Annotated in this window: 20 protein-coding genes and 1 pseudogene; 11 read left to right on the top strand and 10 right to left on the bottom strand. The window is 67.3% G+C overall.

Features of this window, described 5'->3' with window-relative positions:
• Nucleotides 1–46: 46 nt before the first annotated feature.
• Together HLH36_RS13305 and epmA are read right to left on the bottom strand one after the other, a co-directional pair.
• Nucleotides 47–475, bottom strand: coding sequence for a hypothetical protein (locus HLH36_RS13305; RefSeq protein WP_182986843.1), 429 nt, complete (start codon nucleotides 473–475; stop codon nucleotides 47–49).
• 110 nt (nucleotides 476–585) lie between these two features.
• Complete coding sequence (gene epmA, locus HLH36_RS13310; protein ID WP_182986844.1) at nucleotides 586–1632, bottom strand: EF-P lysine aminoacylase EpmA; 1047 nt, start codon at nucleotides 1630–1632, stop codon at nucleotides 586–588.
• A 47-nt stretch (nucleotides 1633–1679) separates the two neighbouring features.
• Between epmA and HLH36_RS13315 the strand changes: the two genes are divergently transcribed.
• From HLH36_RS13315 to HLH36_RS13345, 7 genes are all read left to right on the top strand, one after another.
• The gene (locus HLH36_RS13315; RefSeq protein ID WP_182986845.1) at nucleotides 1680–2789 is read left to right on the top strand and encodes a lysine-2,3-aminomutase-like protein; all 1110 of its coding nucleotides are present in this window, start codon (nucleotides 1680–1682) and stop codon (nucleotides 2787–2789) included.
• A 40-nt stretch (nucleotides 2790–2829) separates the two neighbouring features.
• The gene (gene efp / locus HLH36_RS13320; protein ID WP_182986846.1) at nucleotides 2830–3396 is read left to right on the top strand and encodes an elongation factor P; all 567 of its coding nucleotides are present in this window, start codon (nucleotides 2830–2832) and stop codon (nucleotides 3394–3396) included.
• A 107-nt stretch (nucleotides 3397–3503) separates the two neighbouring features.
• Complete coding sequence (locus tag HLH36_RS13325; RefSeq protein WP_182967848.1) at nucleotides 3504–4334, top strand: inositol monophosphatase family protein; 831 nt, start codon at nucleotides 3504–3506, stop codon at nucleotides 4332–4334.
• Nucleotides 4335–4409: 75 nt separating this feature from the next.
• Nucleotides 4410–5213 (top strand): OmpA family protein, encoded by an 804-nt coding sequence (locus HLH36_RS13330; protein ID WP_246376820.1) that lies wholly within the window; start codon nucleotides 4410–4412, stop codon nucleotides 5211–5213.
• Complete coding sequence (locus tag HLH36_RS13335; RefSeq protein ID WP_182986847.1) at nucleotides 5210–6295, top strand: flagellar motor protein MotA; 1086 nt, start codon at nucleotides 5210–5212, stop codon at nucleotides 6293–6295. The genes HLH36_RS13330 and HLH36_RS13335 overlap by 4 nt, the downstream gene beginning before the upstream one ends.
• 27 nt (nucleotides 6296–6322) lie before the next feature.
• On the top strand, nucleotides 6323–7294 hold the full coding sequence (locus HLH36_RS13340) for a peptidoglycan -binding protein (RefSeq protein WP_182986848.1): 972 nt from the start codon (nucleotides 6323–6325) through the stop codon (nucleotides 7292–7294).
• Complete coding sequence (locus HLH36_RS13345) at nucleotides 7294–8589, top strand: lipopolysaccharide biosynthesis protein (protein WP_338030457.1); 1296 nt, start codon at nucleotides 7294–7296, stop codon at nucleotides 8587–8589. Before HLH36_RS13340 ends, HLH36_RS13345 begins: the two co-directional genes overlap by 1 nt.
• A 149-nt stretch (nucleotides 8590–8738) precedes the next feature.
• Here the strand turns inward: HLH36_RS13345 and HLH36_RS13350 are convergent, their stop codons facing one another.
• Nucleotides 8739–9737, bottom strand: coding sequence for a radical SAM protein (locus HLH36_RS13350; protein WP_182967842.1), 999 nt, complete (start codon nucleotides 9735–9737; stop codon nucleotides 8739–8741).
• 49 nt (nucleotides 9738–9786) lie between these two features.
• Nucleotides 9787–10974 (bottom strand): glycosyltransferase, encoded by a 1188-nt coding sequence (locus HLH36_RS13355; RefSeq protein WP_182986849.1) that lies wholly within the window; start codon nucleotides 10972–10974, stop codon nucleotides 9787–9789.
• Nucleotides 10975–11220: 246 nt separating this feature from the next.
• Here HLH36_RS13355 and HLH36_RS13360 point away from each other — a divergent pair, with 246 nt between their 5' ends.
• Both HLH36_RS13360 and HLH36_RS13365 read left to right on the top strand, forming a co-directional pair.
• Nucleotides 11221–12201 (top strand): glycosyltransferase, encoded by a 981-nt coding sequence (locus HLH36_RS13360; RefSeq protein ID WP_182986850.1) that lies wholly within the window; start codon nucleotides 11221–11223, stop codon nucleotides 12199–12201.
• A gap of 145 nt (nucleotides 12202–12346) precedes the next feature.
• Complete coding sequence (locus tag HLH36_RS13365; RefSeq protein ID WP_182986851.1) at nucleotides 12347–13243, top strand: fructose bisphosphate aldolase; 897 nt, start codon at nucleotides 12347–12349, stop codon at nucleotides 13241–13243.
• Nucleotides 13244–13479: 236 nt separating this feature from the next.
• On the opposite strand, the gene HLH36_RS13370 is transcribed toward HLH36_RS13365, so the two are convergent.
• From HLH36_RS13370 to HLH36_RS19855, 4 genes and pseudogenes are all read right to left on the bottom strand, one after another.
• Entirely contained in the window at nucleotides 13480–14268 is a 789-nt protein-coding gene (locus tag HLH36_RS13370) for a spermidine synthase (RefSeq protein WP_182986852.1), read from the bottom strand.
• A gap of 1 nt (nucleotide 14269) precedes the next feature.
• Complete coding sequence (locus HLH36_RS13375; protein ID WP_182986853.1) at nucleotides 14270–15016, bottom strand: YoaK family protein; 747 nt, start codon at nucleotides 15014–15016, stop codon at nucleotides 14270–14272.
• Between the two features lies 1 nt (nucleotide 15017).
• Entirely contained in the window at nucleotides 15018–15512 is a 495-nt protein-coding gene (gene mntR, locus HLH36_RS19850; protein WP_246376845.1) for a manganese-binding transcriptional regulator MntR, read from the bottom strand.
• A 450-nt stretch (nucleotides 15513–15962) separates the two neighbouring features.
• Nucleotides 15963–16988: pseudogene (locus HLH36_RS19855) on the bottom strand (PAS domain-containing protein); the annotation flags it as partial.
• Between the two features lie 176 nt (nucleotides 16989–17164).
• Between HLH36_RS19855 and HLH36_RS13385 the strand changes: the two are divergent.
• Complete coding sequence (locus HLH36_RS13385; RefSeq protein ID WP_182986855.1) at nucleotides 17165–18280, top strand: THUMP domain-containing class I SAM-dependent RNA methyltransferase; 1116 nt, start codon at nucleotides 17165–17167, stop codon at nucleotides 18278–18280.
• Nucleotides 18281–18364: 84 nt separating this feature from the next.
• Complete coding sequence (locus HLH36_RS13390) at nucleotides 18365–19243, top strand: LysR substrate-binding domain-containing protein (RefSeq protein WP_182986856.1); 879 nt, start codon at nucleotides 18365–18367, stop codon at nucleotides 19241–19243.
• Nucleotides 19244–19272: 29 nt separating this feature from the next.
• Here the strand turns inward: HLH36_RS13390 and HLH36_RS13395 are convergent, their stop codons facing one another.
• Both HLH36_RS13395 and HLH36_RS13400 read right to left on the bottom strand, forming a co-directional pair.
• The gene (locus HLH36_RS13395) at nucleotides 19273–19830 is read right to left on the bottom strand and encodes a DNA-3-methyladenine glycosylase I (RefSeq protein ID WP_246376822.1); all 558 of its coding nucleotides are present in this window, start codon (nucleotides 19828–19830) and stop codon (nucleotides 19273–19275) included.
• Between the two features lie 151 nt (nucleotides 19831–19981).
• Nucleotides 19982–20776 (bottom strand): acid phosphatase, encoded by a 795-nt coding sequence (locus tag HLH36_RS13400; protein WP_182986858.1) that lies wholly within the window; start codon nucleotides 20774–20776, stop codon nucleotides 19982–19984.
• Nucleotides 20777–20814: the final 38 nt, after the last annotated feature.

A 20814-nucleotide genomic window follows, 5' to 3' on the forward strand; every position in this document is an offset into this window, starting at 1 on the left:
GGACCCGGCGCCGCCCCGTCATCATGCCCGCCTCAGCGGGCGGCAATCAGCATCCGTCGCCCCGCATCGTCCAGCCCGAAACCCGGCCGGCAATGACCTCGAAGGTCGTCTGGCAGGTGCTGGTATAGACGGTGCCGCCCATGCCACCCCAGCCACCGCCCCAGCCGGGGCCCCAACCGGGGCCACCCCAGCCGCCTCCCCAGCCACCCCAGCCGCCGCCCCAGCCGGGGCCGCCACCCCAACCCCAGCCCCAGCCGCCGGCACCGGGCGAATAGTTGGTCTCGCTGTCGATATAGGCCAGGAACGTATGGCCCTGGGCCTCATAGGAGCGCGTGGGCACGCCGAACGTGCGGATCACGTCCACCTCGCCCCGGCCGACCATCGAATTGAGCAGCTTCCGCTGCTCGGGAGAGGGTACCTCGCACGCCGTCAGGGCGAGCAGGGCAGCCAGCGGTAGGAGCGAGAGGTATTTCATGATCCGGTTACCGATCTACAGGATAGAATTTATCATGACGTTAACGTAGCATAACCGCCATGGCGTACGAATTGGGGACGAAATTACAAATATTTCAATCCGTCCATAGTTCAGCCCATCCATAAAATGTCATTTATGCGGGCCGTCCCCGCCGCCAACATGACCAGCCGATCAAATCCCAGTGCAATGCCCGCGCAGGGCGGCAGATGCGCCAGCGCCGCCAGCAGGGCCTCGTCCATCGGCCAGTCCAGCCCGGGCGCTGTGCCATACAGCGCCGCCCGCCGGGCCCGGTCCTCCACGAAGCGCCGGCGCTGCTCCACCGGGTCGGTCAACTCCTCGAACGCGTTCGCCAGTTCCATGCCGGCGGCATAAAGCTCGAAGCGCAGGGCGGTGCGCGGGTCGGTGGGGTCGCGCCGCGCCAATGCCGCCTGGCTGGCCGGCCAATGCGTCAGGAATGTCGGCCGGTCCCGGCCGATCGCGGGCTCCACCCGCTCCATCAGCAGGCGAAAGAACAGATCCTCCCACGTCTCGCCGTCCCGCAGGGCACAGCCCGCCGCCACGGCCAGCGCGCCGGCATCGCCCTCGGTCGGCAGCAGGTCCACCCCCGCATGCCGGGCAAAGGCCTCCTGCATCGTCAGGCGCTCGAACGGCCCGTCCAGCCGCAGGGGAATGGCGTCCGCCAGCCCGGCCGGGCGCGCGACGACCGGCGGCAGCACCGCGCGCATCAGGGCCTCGGTCTCGTCCATCAGCGCCGACAGCGACGCGCCGGGCCGGTACCATTCCAGCATGGTGAATTCCGAGGCATGCAGATGGCTACCCTCCTCGTTCCGCCACACGCGCGCCAGTTGGAAGACCGGCAGCCCGGTCGCGGCGACGATCCGCTTCATGGCGAATTCGGGGCTGGTATGCAGGAACAGCGCCTCGCCCGTGCCGTCATGATGCCGCCGTTCGGTGCGGAACACCTTCAGATGCACCTCCTCGCCCGGGGTCGGCACCGCATAGGGCGTGTCGACCTCCAGATAGCCCCGCGCATCGAAGAAGGCGCGCACCCCGCGCGCCACCAGCGCCCGCCGCCGCAGCAGCGGCAACCGGCCGGCAATGCGGTCGGGGTCCCGATCCGGCACGGAAAAAGGGGCTGAACCGCCGCGATCGGCCATGCACGACTCCTGTTGCGGGACGAAGACCGGTCGAGTAGAGCCAGCCGATGACACGATCGGTCAACCATCTCCAGGACGATTTCGCCCCGCAAGCGGGCCGGACCCTGCGCGACATCCCGGCCCTGGTGGCAGCGGGACTGGTGCCCCCGGACGCAGCCCTGGCGCTGGAGGATGTCGCCCGGCAATACGCCACCGCCATCCCCCCCGCCTTCGCCGCCCTGATCGAACGGCCCGACGACCCGATCGGCCTGCAAGTGATCCCCGACGCCGCCGAACTGGCCGTGGCGGCGCATGAACGCGCGGACCCGATCGCCGACGACGCCCTGTCGCCCGTGCCCGGCATCGTCCACCGCTATGCCGACCGCGCGCTGCTCAAGCCCCTGCTGGTCTGCCCGCTCTATTGCCGCTTCTGCTTCCGGCGCGAACATGTGGGCCCCGATGGCGGCGTGCTGGACGACGCGGCCCTGGCCCGCGCGCTGGACTGGCTGCGCGACCACCCCGCGATCCGCGAGGTGATCCTGACCGGCGGCGACCCGCTGATGCTCTCCCCCCGCCGGCTGGGCGCCATCGTCCGTGCGCTGGAGGCGATGCCCCATGTCACGACCATCCGCATCCACAGCCGCGTGCCGGTGGCCGATCCCGCCCGCATCACCGACGCACTGGCCGATGCGATGCAGACCGACCGCGCCATGTGGGTGGTCATGCATGCCAACCATGCCCGCGAATTGACCCCGGCCGCCCGCGCGGCGCTGCGCCGCATCCAGGCGCGGGCCATCCCGGTGCTGGGCCAGTCGGTGCTGCTGCGCGGCGTCAATGACAGCGTCGCGGCGCTGGAGGGGCTGTTCCGTGCGATGGTCGAGGCAAGGGTGAAGCCCTACTACCTGCACCAGCTCGACCCCGCCCCCGGCACCGCGCGCTTCCACGTGCCGATCGCCGAGGGCCGCCGCCTGCTGGCGGGCCTGCGCGGCCGGGTGACGGGCCTGGCCTGGCCCACCTACACGCTCGACATTCCCGGCGGGCACGGCAAGGTCCCGCTGGGGCCGGACTATCTGGAAACCGGCGACGGGGGCGCCGTGGTGCGCGATCCGGCCGGCGGGCGCCACAAACTCGACGCGGAATCCGCCCCCAACCTTGCCCTCGGCGCCCGAGAGCGTTAGAAGCCCGCCTTCCATACCCCATAGCCAGACAGGGCCCACCATGAAACAGCAGGCGAACCTGATCCGTGCCGGACAGGTCATCGAGCACGAAGGCCGTCGCTGGACCGTCCTGAAGCAACAGATCATCACCCCCGGCAAGGGCGGCGCCTTCATCCAGGTGGAGATGCGCGACCTCAAGACCGGCAACAAGACCAACGAGCGCTGGCGCACCGCCGACACCGTCGAACGCCTGATGACCGAGGAAAAGGAATATACCTATTCCTACATGGACGGCGACAATGTCGTGCTGATGGACCCGGAGACGTTCGAGCAGACGCTGATCCCGCTGGACCTGCTGGGCGACCAGGCGCCGTTCCTGCAGGACAACATGACGCTGGTGATCAACCTGGTCGAGGGCGACCCGGTGGGCGTGCAGCTTCCCGCCCAGGTGACGCTGGAAATCGTCGAGGCCGATCCGGTCGTGAAGGGCCAGACCGCCAGCTCGTCCTACAAGCCGGCCAAGCTGTCCAACGGCGTCAAGACCATGGTGCCGCCCTTCATCGAAGCCGGCGAACGCGTCGTCATCCGCACCGAAGACGCCAGCTACGTGGAACGCGCGAAGGGCTGAGGCCCCCGCGCTGCGTTTTTATCGTTCCACAGAACATCTTTGCGTGATGAGGTGAGTCGACCTCATCACGACCCGCTCTAGCCCAGACAGGACCGACCGCCGTGGCCATGCGACTCTCTCCCCATATGACGGTGATGCAGAACGCGGCACAGAAGGCCGCGCGGCGCCTGCTGCGCGACTTCAACGAAGTCGAGCAGCTCCAGGTCAGCATCAAGGGCCCCGGCGATTTCGTCTCGCAGGCCGACCTGCGCGCCGAAGCCGCGATCCGCGAGGAACTGGAGCGCGCCCGCCCCGGCTACGCCTTCCTGATGGAGGAAAGCGGCGCCTCGGGCAGCGACAACTGGACCTGGCGCTGGATCGTCGATCCGCTGGATGGCACCACCAACTTCCTGCACGGCATCCCCCACTGGGCGATCTCGATCGCCCTGCAGCGCCGCCTGCCGGACGGCACGATCGAACTGGCGGCGGGGCTGGTCTACAACCCGGCGGCCAACGAGATGTTCTGGGCCGAAAAGGGCGTGGGCGCGTTCCTCAACGAACGCCGCCTCCGCGTCTCGGCCCGCCGCGACATGCACGAGGCCCTGTTCGCCACCGGCATTCCCTTCGCCAAGGTCCCGGCGCAGCGCCGCCTGTCCTTCGCCCGCACGCTGGGCGCGCTGATGCCGCAGGTGGCGGGCGTCCGCCGCTTCGGCTCGGCGGCGCTGGATCTCGCCTGGGTGGCCGCCGGCCGGTACGAAGGCTTCTGGGAACTGGGGCTGAAACCGTGGGACTGCGCCGCCGGCCTGCTGCTGGTGCGCGAAGCCGGCGGCTACGCCACCGACCCGGATGGCGCCGACCTGCACGACATGGGCGATTCGGTCAATGTGGTGGCCGGAAACGCCCAACTGCACGGAAAACTGCGCGAACTGGTGGCAGAGAGCCTGACCGCGCGGCCCTGAGCCGCGACAGCCTCTTCACCTCCTCGCACGCCGCCCCTTCGACCCGCGGGCGATCTGGTCTAGGCTGCCCCGATCATGCCCGATATCCGCCCCGCTCACTCCCCGCGCTCCGGCCTCCGCCGCCCGCCAGCATCCCGCGCCCTGCTCGCGGCCCTCTCGGTGCTGGGCGGACTGGCATTCACGCCGGTCCACGCGCAGGTCACGACCGACGACAGCGCGCTGTCCGCCCTTCCCGGGGCCGGGACGCCGAAGCCGCGCCCGACCCACACCGCACCGACGCATCCCCCCGCCGTCACCCCTCCCGCCAGGCCGGCACCGGCTCCAGCCCACCCCGCGCCATCCCCCACCATACCCGCCGCCCCACCGCCCCCGCCGGTCATCCGTCCCCCCGTGATCGACGTCCCGCTCCATCCTCCCGCCCCCCCGCCGGAGATCCAGGCGAAGGCGGATGCCCAGGGCGCGGCCACCGACCTGCCCGCCGGCCTGCGGCTGACCTTCGCGGCTGGCAGCGCGGACATGAATGCGGCCATGATCGACCGGGTGAAAGGCTTCGCCGCCACCCTGCTGCAGGCGCCCTATGCAAGGGCCGAGATCGACGCGACGGCCTCCGGCGCGGCCGACGACGTCTCCACGCCCCGCCGCCTCTCGCTGGCGCGCGGCCTTGCGGTCCGGTCGATCCTGATCCATACCGGCATCGCCTCGACCCGGATCTATGTCCGCGCGATCGGCGTGCCCCCTCCCGGGGCAAAAAGCCCAGACAATGTGCCAGACAGCGTGAATGAAACGTTTCCGGATCATGTTGACGTGACCCGGTCGGATATGGTCGCCTCGGCACCCCCGCCTTCCCCCGCCCCTTCGGAGCAGCGTCCCGCGCCGTGACCCAGCCGACCACATATCTTCTGCGTATCGTCCTGTTCCTCACCGTCGTCGTGCTGGCGGCCGGCGCCCTGGGGCGCATGCTGTACACCGCCTTCTTCAACAACCCGATCCTCGATGGGCTCATCCTGGGCATCCTGGCGCTCGGCATCGTCTGGAACATCCGGATGGTCCTGCGCCTGATCCCCGAGGTCCGCTGGGTGGAAACGCTGCGCCAGCCGCGCGACGGTCTGGCCCAGCCCACCCCGCCGACCCTGCTGGCGCCGATGGCCTCGATGCTGGCCACCCGCAACCGCGCCGACCGGCTGGTCCTGTCCACCCCCGCGATGCAGTCGATGCTCGACAGCCTGTCCTCGCGCCTCGACGAGGGGCGGGAACTGTCGCGCTACATGACCAACCTGCTGATCTTCCTGGGCCTGCTGGGCACGTTCTACGGCCTGCTGCTGACGATCTGGTCGATCGCCGACGTCATCACCAGCCTGTCGGTCGGCTCGGGCGACCTGAACGCGATGTTCGACCAGTTGAAGACCGGCCTGGCCAAGCCGCTGCACGGCATGGGCACCGCCTTCTCGGGGTCGATGTTCGGCCTGGCCAGCGCGCTGGTGCTGGGCTTCCTGGACCTGACGGCGGGACAGGCCCAGAACCGCTTCTTCAACGAGCTGGAGGAATGGCTGGCCGGCCTGACCCGCATCGGCTCCGCCATCAGCGCCGGCGACGGCACCGACGCCGGCATCCCCGTCTACGTCCAGGCCCTGCTGGAACAGACGGCCGAGAATCTGGAAAAGCTGCAGGCCCTGATCGCCCGCGGCGAGGAAGGGCGGCACCAGCAGCAGGCCCTGCTGGTCAGCCTGAACGACCGGATCGGCGTCATGACCGAGACCATGCGCGCCAGCCACGTCCTGATGCAGCGCATGGTCGAGGATTCGGGCCAGCAGCAATTGCGCGGCATCGAGGCCCAGCTGACCCGCATCCTGTCGGACCTGGAACAGGGCCGCACGCAGATCGCCAGCGACATTCGCGGCGACCTGCGCCTGCTGACGCGCACCATCGCCGCGTCCGCACCCGCCGGCGCGCGCGCGCCCTGATCGCCCCCGGGATCGCGAGGTAACAGCATGGCACGCCGCCGCCGCCAGACCCATGCCGGGCTGGACGCCTGGCCGGGATATGTGGACGCATTGTCCACCCTGCTGATGGTCGTCATCTTCGTCCTGCTGGTCTTCGTGCTGGGGCAGGCCTTCCTGTCCGTGGTGCTGGCCAAGCGCCAGCAGGCGATGGAGCAGTTGACGCAGCAGGTCAGCAAGCTCAACGACATGCTGGCGCTGGAGCATGACCGCACCCGCACGCTCCAGCTCTCCGTCGCTTCGCTACGCTCGGCGCATGACAAGGACGTGGCGATGGCCTCGTCCCTGACCGCCCAGGTGTCCCAGCTCACGGCCGAGCGCGACAACCTGGCCCAGGCCAGCCAGCAGCAGGTCGCGGCCCTGGGCGCACAGCTCGAGGAACTCCGCCACCAGCTCGGCGCTGCGATGACGATGCTGGATATCTCCCAGCAGCAGGTCCACGACCGCGACCACAAGATCGACGATCTGGGGCTGAAGCTGAACGTGGCCCTGGCCGACAAGGTCGAACAGCTCCAGCGCTACCGGTCGGAATTCTTCGGCCGCCTGCGCGACATCCTGAAAGACCAGGAGGGCGTGCAGGTCGTCGGCGACCGCTTCGTGTTCCAGAGCGAGGTCCTCTTCCCCCCCGGCAGCGCCGAGCTGTCGCCCAAGGGCGTGGCCGAGATCCGGACCCTGGCCCGCACCTTCCGCCAGGTCTCGGGCCAGATCCCGTCCGCGATCCCCTGGATCATGCGGGTGGACGGCCATGCCGACCGCCAGCCGATCCACAGCGCCTTTGCCAGCAACTGGGAATTGTCGTCGGCCCGCGCGATCACCGTGGTCAAGCTGCTGATCGCGGAAGGCATCAGCCCCCAGCATCTGGCAGCCACCGGCTTCGCCGATTTCCAGCCGTTGGACAATCACGATACCCAGGCGGCCTACGCCCGCAACCGGCGCATCGAGTTCCGCCTGACCGACCGCTAGTGTCTTCCCAACCGCCCGGGCAGGTCGCCCGGATCTTCCGCAATACCGGTTACCTGCTGGGCGGCAAGGGGATGGCGGGCGTGCTCGGCTTCCTCACCACCGCGCTGGTCGTACGCGCGCTGGGGCTGGAGGGATACGGCACGCTGCTGCTGATGCATGTCTGCGCCTCGTCCTTCTCGGTCGGCACGCGCTTCCAGTCCTGGCAGCCCCTCCTGCATTTCGGCAACACGCTGTTCGCACGCGGCGAGCAATCACGCTTCCAGACCCTGCTGCGCCACTGCATGATGCTGGACGGGCTCGGGGCCCTGGCCGGCACGGCGGTGGCCCTGGCCGGGGTGGCCGCCTTCGGCCGGATTCTCGGCTGGCCGGCCAGCGCCCAGGGACCGGCGCTGGTCTACATGACCTCCGTCCTGTTCATGAACAGTTGCTGGGCGCTGGGCGTGCTGCGCCTCACCAATCGCTTCCGCCAATCCGCCCTGGCCGATCTGGCAATCAACACCACCCGCCTGACGGGTACCCTGCTGGGCATGGGCCTGCACTGGCATCTGGGGGGCTTCCTGACGGTCTGGTATCTCGGCACCGTCATGTCCTTCCTGGCCAATTGCAGCCTGGCATGGGTGGCCATCCGGCATGCACCCAGCATGCGGGGCTTCCGGCTGGCGGGCACGCTCTGGCAGACGGGCTTCGAGGGTATCTGGCGCCTCACCCTGTCGACCAGCGGCAACCAGGCGCTCGCGGCCCTGACTTCCCGCGTCACCGTGCTGCTGGTGGGGGCGGCGACCAATCCGGCCGCCGCCGCCATCTACAGTGTCACCTGGCATGTCTGCGACGCCCTGGCCCAGCCGGCGCAATTGCTGACGCCGGCATTGTATCCCGAACTGATCCGCCTGCGCGACCAGGGCGACCGCGCGGGCATGCGGCGCATCATGGTCCGAATCTTCCAGGTGCTCGGCCTGTTTTCCGCCGTGGCGCTGCTGGTGGCCGCCACGGTCGGTCCCTGGGTGTTCCAGACCCTGCTGGCGGTCCGAACGGACGATCTGGCGCTGCTGATGCTGCTGACTTCGGCGGCGATCCTGGATCTGTGGGACGTGCCGCTGGAACCGTTCCTGGTTTCGCTGGGCTATGCCCACCGCCTGTTCACCGGACGCATCGCCGCCACCACGCTCTGCCTGCCGGTGCTGTATGGGCTGGCACGCCTGTGGAGCGTGAACGGGGCCGGCCTCGCGACCCTGCTGGCCGAAGCCCTGATTCTCTCCACGCGCGTCGTCCCGTTCCTGCGCCTGCGGCGCTTGTAACGCGACAGGGGCCTCAGTTCCTGCAACCGCTCTCCAGAGGCTGACCGGAAATGTGGGCTGGCGAGCGAGAGCGGCCCTAAGGGCCGACAGCACCGAAGCATAGGAAACGCGCGTCGGATCGCCGCCAGCGCGCGTTTCCGGTCAGTCTCTCAGGCTTCGGCGGGAACGGGCACCGGATCGGTCGGATGCTGGGCACCACGATAGCGGTCGAACATGCTCATCTGATGCACGCAGCTCAGCGTGCAGGTCGGACTGCACGATTTCTCGGTATGATATTCGCGCTTCAGATCCGCGGGACCGTATTCCAGCAGCGGTATGGCCGGATAGCCGCGCTGCTGCGAACACCAGTGTACCTTGCCGTCCTCGGTCACATAGAGGTAGCGCGCCCCGGCGCGGCATTTCCAGTCATTCGGCTGGCCATGCATCAGGTTCTTCTGGAACAGCCGATAATTCAGCGTATGGACCAGCGAGGGCGAGATCTCGGTCACCCGGCGATAGGCCCGCATCTGCTCGTCGCTCAGCGCCTTCAGCCCGCCATGGTGGTCGTGCAGCACCCCCACCGAATGCTGCAATCCATAGCGTGCCGCCGTCTCGGCGATCGTCACCACATCCTGGGTCCGTTCACCGGTCACGCCAAGGACCGAATTCACATTGACCTTGAACTGCGCGTGCTTCGACAGCAGCGCCAGCCTCCCTTCGACCGAGGACAGGCTCTTCATCGAAATATCGTCGGGCGTGATGTTGTCGATGCTGACCTGCATCCCCTGCAACCCGGCCGCATTCAGCCGGTCGATCCAGGCGCGCGACAGGCGGAAGCCGTTGGTGATGGTCGTCACGATCATGCCATGGTCGCGGGCCACACGCACGATCCGGTCCAGGTCCGGATGCAGCAGCGGCTCGCCACCGGTAAAGGTGATCGAGGCCGTGCCGAGCTTCGCCAGATGGTCCACCCGCGCCTTGAGTTCCGCGAACGGAACCGGGGCGGAGAAATCGTCGAATTCATTGCAATAGCCGCAGGCCAGGTTGCAGCGGCGCGTCACCACCACCTGCGCCAGCAGCGGCGTATAGCGCGTGGCGATGGCCTTGGCCGCAAACCGCACCCCCGCACCCAGATTACTGATGCGGCGGGCCAGGGGAATATCGTTCATCGTTGCCATATCGTCCGAGGAACCGGCAAAAGCCGGAAAAGGGGGCGCATCATAGGGGCGACCCGGCATGCGCGATAGCCCGGCCCGAGGAGGAATCCGTCCCGCCATGGGCCTGGACCAGATCGTCATACCAGCATTCCAGCATCTCCGTCTGCCGCCGCAGGTCGAATCGCTCGACGACGAAGGCACGCCCGGCATGGCCCATCGCCGCGCGCCGCGCCGGGTCGGCCGCCAGAATGTCCATGGCGGCGGCCAGCGCCTCGACATCGCGGGGTGGGACGATCAGCCCGCTGCGCCCCTCCGCCACCCCCTCGGGGATGCCGCCGACCCGCGTGGCGACCACCGACACGCCGCAGGCCGCCGCCTCCAGCATCACCATCCCCAGCCCTTCCGCCCGCCCGTTGGCGGTCAGGACACTGGGCAGCACCAGCATCATCGCCCGGCGCATCCATTCCATGACCACCGCATGCGGCCGCAAGCCCAGGAACAGCACGCGCTCCCCCACGCCCAGCGTCCCGGCCAGCGCCTCCAGCCGCGCGCGCTGGGGTCCGTCCCCGATAATGGTCAGGCGCAGCCCCGGCCGGCCGGCCGCCATACGCGCGAAGGCCCGCAGCAGATATTCCGTGCCCTTCAACTCGATCAGACGCGCGACATGCAGGATAACCGGCGTTTCCTCCCCCGGCTCGCGTGGCTGGTATGCGCTGCAGTCCACTCCGATATAATGCACGCGCGTCCGTGCGGCCGGAAAGCCGCGCGCCAGCGCCTGATCGCGCAGAAAACTGGAATTGCACAGAAACAACTGCCCCTGCCGCGCCAGCGCGCGCCGATGCAGCGGATAGTTTACCCAGGCGGGCGAACGCAGAAAATACCGGTCGGGCAGGGTGACGTCGAAACCATGGAACGTCGTGACCAGCGGCACATCCAGCCGGCGCGCCACTTCCATGGCATAGACCCCATCGACCCCGAAATGGGCATGGACCAGCGCCGGCCGGTGCCCCGCCAGCAGCCGCAGATAGGGCGCAGGATCGCGCGTCAGCATCTGCGCCAGCATGCGGGGCCACGCGGCATGCCGCCACAGGTCCCGCAGCAGCAGCGTACGCGCCCCATCCGGCCCGTGCCCAAAGCGCATGCGCCCCAGATAGAGCGGCGCATAACGGCGCAGGGCCTGCGCCTGCTGGGCAATGAAAACCTCGGAAACCCGGAACTGATTCTGACGGAAGATGACGATTTCACGCAATAGCAGGGACTCTCTCGATCGCATGGGATCTCCGGGAGATGACGGGCAAACACGCGCCGGGTCACCGCCGGCGCGCATGCCCAGCCAGGCTCGGAGGCGGGCGGCACTCTACCGTCGGGCAACGACAAAACAAAAGGGCGCGGACTTGACGGCGATGCCGATAGTTCCGAAACCGGGCGCCGCAATCACTGCTCCCCCGGCCGAAACAGGCCGCCCTTCTTCCCGCGCCACGGAAAGCCGGCTGCCATGACCATTCCCGCCCGCATCCATTTCTGCTGGATCGGCCCGCGCCTGCCCTGGGCCTATGTCTTCGCCGTCCTCTCGGCCGCCGCGACGGGCGAAATGGATTCGGTCATCCTCCACCACACCGATCCGCTCGAGGATGGCCCGCAGAAACAGGCGCTGGAACGCGCGCCCGGTGTCATGCTGTCCCACGTCGACCCGCAACGCGACCTGCGGGTGGTGGAACAGGTCGCCGACCTGCCGGCGGGCAGCCTGGTCGCACTGTACGAAGGCGTACGCACGCCGGTCCAGCGCGCGGATATCCTGCGTACCGCGATCCTCTACCGCGATGGCGGTGTGTATCTGGACATGGACACGATCACCACCGCGTCGCTGCGTCCGCTGCTGCAATCCGGTCCCTTCGTCGGCACCGAGCGCATCGTCTGGCCGCCCCACGTCCGGGCCTCGCGTTCGCCCCTGCTGCGGGCAAAGCATATCGGGCTTTCTCTGGTACGCCAGGCGTTCCGCACACTGCCCGGCGGCTGGAGGGGGTTCCGCCGCATCGAACGCTTCTACCCGCTCGGACTGAACAACGCGGTTCTGGGGGCACCCCCCGGCGCACCCTGGCTGCGCACCTGCCTGCGCGCCATGCTGGCCCTGTCGCCCGAGGAGCGGCTGCGTCCCTACGCGCTGGGCCCCCACCTGCTGCAACGGGTGGCGGAGCAAAGCGGCACGGACGCGCTGACCATCCACGACCCATCCGTGTTCTATCCGGTCCCGCCCGAAATCTCGGAACATCTCTTCCGCACCACCCGGCGGGCACGGGCGCAGGATATCCTTCTGCCCCAAACATGCGTGGTCCATTGGTACGCATCGGTCCGCACCCGCTCGCGGGTGGCACAGATCACGCCGGCCTATGTCCGGGCGCATCGCGACAGCCAGTATTACAGTGCCCTGGTCTGCGCCACGATCCCCAGCCTGCACGACGATATCGATCCGGGCTGAGCATTCCGCCGGGTAACCCCTTCACCATTGACGGCAAACCCGGCAATCTCCAGAAACGGGCAATCGCCTGGGGGACGGTTTTGCAACCGCCGGTCCCGGGCGAGGGCCCGGACACGCATCTGCACCAAGCGGGGGAAACATAATCATGTCGATCGAGAGCATGAAATCACAACTCTCTGCCAAGCCTGGTTTTATCGCAGCACTGGACCAGAGCGGGGGCTCCACGCCCGGCGCCCTGAGCCATTACGGCATCCCCGAGAGCGCCTATCATGGCGACGACGAGATGTTCCGCCTGATGCACGAGATGCGTGTGCGCATCATCACGGCACCCTCCTTCATCGGTGACAAGGTCATCGCCGCCATCCTGTTCGAGCGCACGATGGACGGGCTGGTCGGTGAAAAGCCGGTTCCCTCCTATCTGTGGGAAGATCGCGGCGTCGTCCCGTTCCTGAAGGTCGACAAGGGTCTGGAAGACGAAGTGGACGGCGTGCGGCTGATGAAGCCGATCCCCGGTCTGGACCCGCTGCTGGCCCGTGCCGTCAAGCTGGGCATCTACGGCACCAAGGAGCGCTCGGTCATCAACCTGGCGAACCCGGAGGGCATCGCCGCCATCGCCGCACAGCAGTTCGACGTCGCCCGGCAGATCGCCGCCCACGGCCTGGTACCGATCCTGGAGCCGGAAGTCCTGATCAAGAGCCCGCAGAAGGCCGCCGCCGAGGCGATCCTGCGTGACGAGCTGGCGCGCGGCCTGGACGCGCTGCCCGGCGACTATCAGGTGATGCTGAAGCTGACGATCCCCGAAACCCCGGACCTGTATCTCGACCTGGTCCGCCATCCGCGCGTACAGCGCGTCGTGGCCCTCTCCGGCGGCTACACGCTGGACGATGCCTGCGCGCGCCTGGCCGCCAACCACGGCATGATCGCCAGTTTCTCCCGCGCGCTGGTCGGCGAACTGAAAGCCTCCATGACCGACGCCGAATTCGACGCCACCCTGGCGGCCGCGATCGACAAGATCTATCGCGCCTCCACCATCAAATCCTGAAAACCTGCCTGGAAATGCGCGCTGGCGGCAAGCCGGCGCGCGTTTCCTGCGCGTCGGTGCTCACGGCCATCAAGGCCGCTCCGCTCCGATGCTCGAAAACACACACCGGGCGCGGCCCTGACGGGCCGCTCTCGCTCACCAGCCCACATTTCCAGGCAGGTTTCTGAGGGCCTGACCGAAAATACGCGCTGGCGGCAAGCCGGCGCGCGTTTCTGGCATGACCGGCTTCCGCCCGGTCACACCGTCACGTCGACCGGGCGAAAGCGCATCCGCTCCAGCGCCTCGCGCGTCTCCGCGATCATCGTCCGGGGCGGCAGCAGCAGGCCCGGGCCGCTCAGGCCGGCCACCGCGCCCGCCAGCAGCACGACATTGCCCTCCCGCCCCTCCGCCTCTTCGAACAGGCGCGCATCGCCCCGCGGCGCCACGGCGCGTCCGGCAGTGACGGCAGCACGCACGGCCAGGTCCGGCCGGCCGGGCGACTCGAACAGATTCATGGCCAGAAACCCGTCCTCCGCCAGGCGATAGGCGGCATCGGTCAGAAACCCCGCCCCCAGCAGATGGCCGGGCACGACATCCCCCTGGAACGCATCGACGATAATCGCGCCGAACCGCCGGGTCGCAGGCAGCCCGCGCAGATACGCAGCACCATCCGTCGGATGGCAGGCAATCCACGGAGGCAGGCCGAAATGCTGACGGGCAATGGAAAAGGCCAGCGGATTCACGTCCACCAACTCGACCGAACGCTCCGCCCTGTCCAGCATCGTGGCCAGCGACCCACCGCCGCAGCCGATCACCAGCACCGGCTCGTCCGGCCGGGTCCCGGCCGGGGTCTGCATCAGGAAGCCGAACAGCGCATGGACATAAGGCGCGTAGCTGATGCCGTCGGCGTCGCTCTCGCTTTGGCAGCAGCGCCCCTGCCAGTAGATACGGCTCTCGGTCCGGATATCCTCGCTGATCCAGATATCGCCCTGATCGCTGGCATAATGGGCCAGCACCTCATGGTCGTCGGGGATGAACGCCGGCATGTCAGTGAACCGGCCCCGGCGGCGAACCCGACAACCGGTCGCGCAGATCGGCCACCGCCCCCGGCAAGGCCAGCCAGACCAGGATCGGCGCCAACCCCAGCAGCGCGCCCGCCCGCCACCAGCCATAGGCCAGGGCCCCGGCCACACCGCCGCCGGCAAAGGACAGGACGATCCCGCCATGCAGCGCCAGCCGCTGGCGGACCTGCGCCATCCACGCCAGGTCACCCTGCCTGCACACGGCGTCCAGCCAGTCCGCCAACTCGATCCCGAAATCGGTCAGCATGCCGGTCATATGCGTCGTCCGCACCCGCGCACCGGAAATGCGGGTGACCGTCGCATTCTGCAACCCCATCAGAAAACTCAGCCCATAGGCCAGCACCGCGCCGCGCAAACCGGCCTGCAACACCATGTCCAGCGTCCCCAGCATGGCCAGCAGCACCGCCTCCAGCAGGATACTGTAGGCATAGATGGCCCGGTGCCGGCGATGCCGCCCGGCATTGACCAGCAAGGCCGACAGGACCGCCCCCGCCACGAAGGCGGCAACCAGCCCCAGGCAGGAAAGCGCCGATGGCAAGTCGGCCGCACGCACATCCATCGACAGGCTGGAAAGATTGCCCGTCATATTGGCCGAATAATAGCCGACCGCGAGAAAGCCGGCCGCATTGACCGCACCCGCAACCGCCGCCAGCGAACAGCCCAATCGGCGGTCCATGACAAAGGTCCGGGCTTCCCCCTCGCGCAGCAGCATCCTACCCGCCCCGTTTCACGCCATCCGCCGCCATGAAGGATTGGAGCCCGGCATTCAGCGCGCGCTCGAAGGCGGCAAGCGTCTCTTCGCTGGCATAATGCTCGATCCCCTCGGCATCGATGCGAACATTTTCCGTGCTGATCCCCAACGCGGTCAGAAAGGATTCGACGATCCCATGGCGCCGGCGCACGTTGGTGGCCAGCGCCTCCCCGGCCGGGGTCAGGAACACGCCGCGATACGGCTTCTGCGTGACAAGCCCCTCATTGGCCAGCCGGGCCAGCATCTTCGCCACCGTGGGCTGGGAAACGCCGAGCCGCGCGGCGATATCGACCTGCCGGGCTTCCATGCCTTCATCGAGCAGATCGGCGATCAACTCGACATAATCCTCGACCAGCACATTGCGCCGGGCCGCACGATTGGCCCGAAATCCCTCGGATTGCACCTTCGCATCCACGATACGCGGCACGTTGGCGGCGGCCCCCGCTTGTCTTTTCAAAGGACTACTCTCGGCGAGACAATATTCTGCAAAGCATAAAACATTCCCTCCCTTCAGTCCATGAAGGCGACAGGGAGGAATGCCTAGCTCTGCCCCCCCCTCTTCCATGACGCTGGATACAGGGGCCTCGAACGTCCACGTCACGCCGTCCGGCTCATAACGATAGACGACCGACGCCCCGCGCACGGCCCGCGGATTCCGTTCGATCACCGCCGTCCCGAACCCCCGGACGGCGGGCGCCTGCACAGGGGGGCCACCTTTCTCCTGCCAGGCCAGGCGAAAGCGCTCATCATCACCCTGTTCCTGGATCGCCCAGTCTATCGTCACCGTCCCGCTTTCATTGGAAAGCGCACCATATTTGATGGCGTTGGTCGTCAGTTCATGGATCGCGAGCCCGATCCGTTCCGCCGTTTCGGGCAGCAGGCACAGCCCGCCCACACCGTGCAACAGCAGGCGCTTCTGGTTCACATCTCCGATCACCGCGGTCTGCGAGGTTAGAAGCATCTCGATCGTAATGCCCGACCACTGTCCGTTGATCAGCAGGTCCTGGTTGCGCACGATCGCGGCGATACGCTGGCCCAGGACCGAGACAAAGGGCGCATGCGGGTCCGGCACGGTCCGCCGGATCAGCGCCTGCACTACGGCAAGCATGTTCTTGGACCGATGGGTCAGTTCATGCATGAGCGACGCAATCCGCCGTTCGCTGGTGCGCTCCCCGGTCACGTCGCGGGACACGCAGAGAATGGCCTCCACATCCCCCTCCGCGTTTTTCACCGGCGTCAGCATATTGTCCCAGTGGCGCGGGTCCTGGCCCGGCAACTGGCTGACCCCGAGGAAACGCGCATTCTCCCCCTGCCGCGCCTTCAGCAGCGCCTGGCGTCCCGCCGGATGCGACTCTTTGGGCAGCAGGTGAAGCCATTCCATGCCGAAGCCGGACGCCTCGCCGACGTTCAGCGCCAGGCAACCGGCCCGGTTCATCTGCAGCAGCGTCCCATCCGGCCGAAGGAGCTTGATGCAATCGACGCTGACATTCAGCATTTCCGCCTGGAATCTGATATCCCGCAGAAGCGTCAGCTCGCGCCGTTTACGGGCATCGATGTCCGTCAAACTATGGAGCCAGCGGCACGCCCCATCCGCCCCACCGGGCAGCGGCCGCGCTCTCAGCAGAAACCAGCGCGCACCGTCGACCGGATGCACAAGCCGCAGATCGCTCTCGCACCCGCTGCCGGACAGCATGGCCTCCCGCAACGCCTGATCGACCCGGTGCCGATCCGCAGGAAGAACCCATTCCCTCCATCGCGCCGAAGCAAAGACCGCCGTCCCGTATGCACGCCAGGCCTGGTTGAAATAATCATGAAGACCGTCGCTGCCGCAGACGCAGACCATATCCGGCACCAGATCCAGAGACCCGTATCGATCTTCGGAAAATCCGTCTTCCTGCGGCATGCCTGCTTCTGACTGTCCAAACCTGTTCATCAGGGCCGATCGTATGACAAGCCAGCTAACAAATTATGGCATCAGCTCCTCATGAAGGAAAATTCATCCCTCACCCGAGATCGTTTCGGGAAATCTCCTCTTCCCGGCGACATGCGGCCCGCATGCCGCCGGGCGAGACAGTTGCTGTGGCGCCGGCTTCCTGCCATGCAGGCCCGATGACGCAAGACCGGGATTTTGAAATCTTCCTCGCCACCGCACCGGGCCAGGAAGACGCGCTGTGTGGCGAAATACGCCTGAAGGGCTTCAGGCAGCCGCGCGCCGTCCCCGGCGGGGTCGTCATCAAGGGCGGCTGGCCGGAAGTCTACCGGGCGAATCTGTGGGTGCGCGGGGCCAATCGCATTCTGGCGCGGATCGATGCCTTCCGCGTCGTCCATCTCGCCCAGCTCGACCACCGCGCCCGGCTCGTGCCATGGGCCAGCGTCCTGCGCCCCGACATTCCCTTCCGGGTCGAGGCCTCCTGCACCGGGTCGCGCATCTACCATGCCGGGGCCGCCGCCGAACGGATCGAGAATGCGATCCGCAAGACACTCGGCGCGCCCTGTTCGCCCGATGCCGCCCTCATCGTCCGGGTGCGGATCGACCATGATCTCTGCACGATCAGCATCGACAGTTCGGGGGAATTGTTGCACCGGCGCGGTCACAAGCAGGCCGTCAACCGCGCGCCGATGCGCGAAACCATGGCCTCGCTGTTCCTGCTGCAATGCGGCTATGACGGGACCGAACCGGTGTTCGACCCGATGTGCGGCTCGGGCACGTTCGTGATCGAAGCCGCCGAGATCGCAGCCCGGCTCAATCCCGGCCGCTCGCGCCATTTCGCGTTCGAACTGCTGGCCAATTTCGATGAACCCGCCTGGCAGAAGCTGCGTGACGTCAGGAGCATGCGTGTGCCCACGGCCCATTATTACGGCAGCGACCGCGATGCCGGCGCCATCACCATGAGCCGCGCGAACGCCGAGCGCGCGGGCATCACCGACTATACGACCTTCCAGCAGACAGCGATCAGCGACATCCGCCCCCCCTGCGAAACGCCGGGACTGGTGATCCTGAACCCACCCTACGGCACCCGCATCGGAGACAGGAAGGCCCTTGTCCCACTCTACCGCGCGCTCGGCCGCACGTTGGCGAGCCATTTCGCCGGCTGGCGGGTGGGGATCATCACCACGGAGCCCGGCCTGGCCCACGCCACCGGCCTGCCGTTCCTGCCCCCCACCGCGCCGATACCGCATGGCGGCCTGCGCGTAACGCTGTTCCAGACCGCACCCCTCGCCTGATACGCTGGCAACGGTGGCCTGCGGGCCGCCGCCAACGAGGCTTCCGGCACAGCCTCCCAGCCTCTCGCGTGCGGATGACCTGCCATGATCGACATTCGACAGATGCGCTATTTCGTGGTGCTGGCCGAAACGCTGCATTTCGGTCGCGCGGCCGAGCGCCTGCATCTGAGCCAGCCGCCCCTCAGCCGCCAGATCGCCGCCCTGGAAAAGGAATTGGGCGTCCGCCTGCTCGAACGTCATTCGCGCCACGCGACGCTCACCCATGCCGGACGCCGCTTCCTGGCGGATTCCAAGGCCGTCCTGGCCGCCTTCGACCAGGCCTGCCTCAACGCCCAACTGGCGGAACGCGGCCAACTCGGCGAACTCTCGATCGGCTTCATGATGTATGCGACCTACACGGTCATTCCGGGCCTCGTGCGCCGCTATGTGGCGAATTATCCCATGGTCCATACCCGGCTGCGCGAGGTCGTCCCCGGCTCGCTCGCCGCCGATCTCCTGGCAGGCCGCTTCGATGCGGGGATCATGTTCGATCCGGGCTTCATCCGTGGGCTGGAAACCAGCGCGATCCTGAGCGAGCCCCTCTGCCTGGCGGTGCCCGCGGACCACCCGCTTGCCGTCCGCCCGCTGATCGAGGCCAAAGACCTGGAGGACGAACCCCTGATCGCGGCACCGGTCGAAGTCTCGTCGATGCTGCGCGACGCCATCGTCCAATATTGCCGCTCAGGCGGCTTTGAACCCACCATCCGGCTGGAAACCCAGCTCCAGCACACGATCGTCAATCTGGTCGCGGAAGGGCTGGGCATCGCTCTTGTCCCCCAGGGAATCCGGAAAGTGACAGTCGCCGGCACCATTTTCCGCGACCTCGAAAATGCGCCGATCGTCAACCATGTCGTCGCATGGCGGCCAGGAAACCTGAATCCCGCACTCATTCCGTTCCTGAAGGAATGCGAACAAAAAGCCTAGAATATCCCCTTATATCTTCAAAATATCTTTCAGCTTCCACCCTGCCGGTCATGGCAGAAGCATGCCGGGTCATGATCGTCGATCATGCCGACAGCCTGCATCCAGGCATACACGATCACCGGTCCGACGAACCTGAACCCCCGCGCCTTGAGGGCTTTCGCCATGGCCTGCGACAGCGGCGATTGCGCCAGCACCACGCCGGTGGTGTTCCGGACCGGCGCATCCGGCACCATGCCCCAGGCGAACGCCGCGAAGTCCTCGCCACGCTCCCGCATGGCCAGATAGGCCCGCGCATTGCCGATCGTCGCCTCGATCTTGGCCCGCGCCCGGATAATGCCGGGGTCCGCCATCAGGCGCGCCACATCCCCCGCCTCGAAACGCGCGACACGCTCGGGGTCGAAACCCGCAAAGGCGCGACGAAACCCCTCGCGTCTGCGCAGCACGACCAGCCAGGACAAACCCGCCTGGAACCCCTCGAGGCACAGCATTTCCCAGAGCATCCGGCTGTCATGCACGGGCACGCCCCATTCCTGATCGTGATAGGCCCGCAGCAATGGGTCGGTCTGCGCCCAACGGCAACGGCTCAAGGCAAGAGTGGCATCATCCATTCCGGCAACATAGCACGGCACCCCTACCCGGCCGCCAGGGCCACATGATGCCCAGCGCCTGTGAACGCCGAAGCCTGCCGGCGCTCTTCACGTTGCACAATATGCTCCGCTCCCGGCAGGCATGCATGACCTATGGCTTTCCGGTCAGCGGCGCAACCATTCGCCCCTGGTCTTCTATTGTGCAGCGCTTTTGATCCAGCCCGCCGGATGCTTCCTGTTGTGCCGCAATTTCCCGCCGTGCGGCATCCAGCAGTTCCGCATGAGCCGGGTCGCTGACAAACTGCGTGAAGACGACACTGCCTGTCACAAAGCCGGCCCAGACATCCGACGCCCAATGTACACCGCATACGACACGGCTTTCACCATATTCGCGCCCACGTGCCAGAATCTGCCCCGTATGGGTGGGGAAAAGCGACGACAGCAGCAATGCGGCCGACCAGCCCGTGGTGGCATGACCTGACGGATAGGCATAATCCTCCGCCGCATCCTTATTGCGCGCCACGCAGATAGGGGCATCGTTTCCGACAAAAGGGCGCGGCCGGCGCACGATATTCTTCTGGATCTTGACCTGAACCTTAACCGCATCGCGCAGGGCGGAAACCAGCTTGAACAAGGCCGGATTGCTCTTGTCTGTCAGAGCATGACCGATCGCACAGGAAAAATCCGCCAGCAGAGCCTCGGGCTTGGCGTCCGCGTCCGCGCGCGCCAGCGCCCAGCGCGCGGTACCCTTCAGTGCGCGCGTTTCCGCGAAGACCGTGCGGTCATACGCCTCCATCGCCGAACCCTGCGCCGGCGGCGGTGGCGCGAAAAGGACCGGCGCTTCGGGCATGGTTTGCGCATGCATGGGAGCGGCCTGCGTCGTCGCGCAGAATCCGGCTAGGGCGAGGGCAAAGGCCGCCCGCCCGGTTGTCCTGAATGGGACCATGAAGCATGTCTCCGGAAAAAACGGCCCGCCGCACGAGG

The sequence above is a fragment of the Gluconacetobacter aggeris genome (assembly GCF_014174395.1).
Lineage (GTDB): Bacteria > Pseudomonadota > Alphaproteobacteria > Acetobacterales > Acetobacteraceae > Gluconacetobacter > Gluconacetobacter aggeris.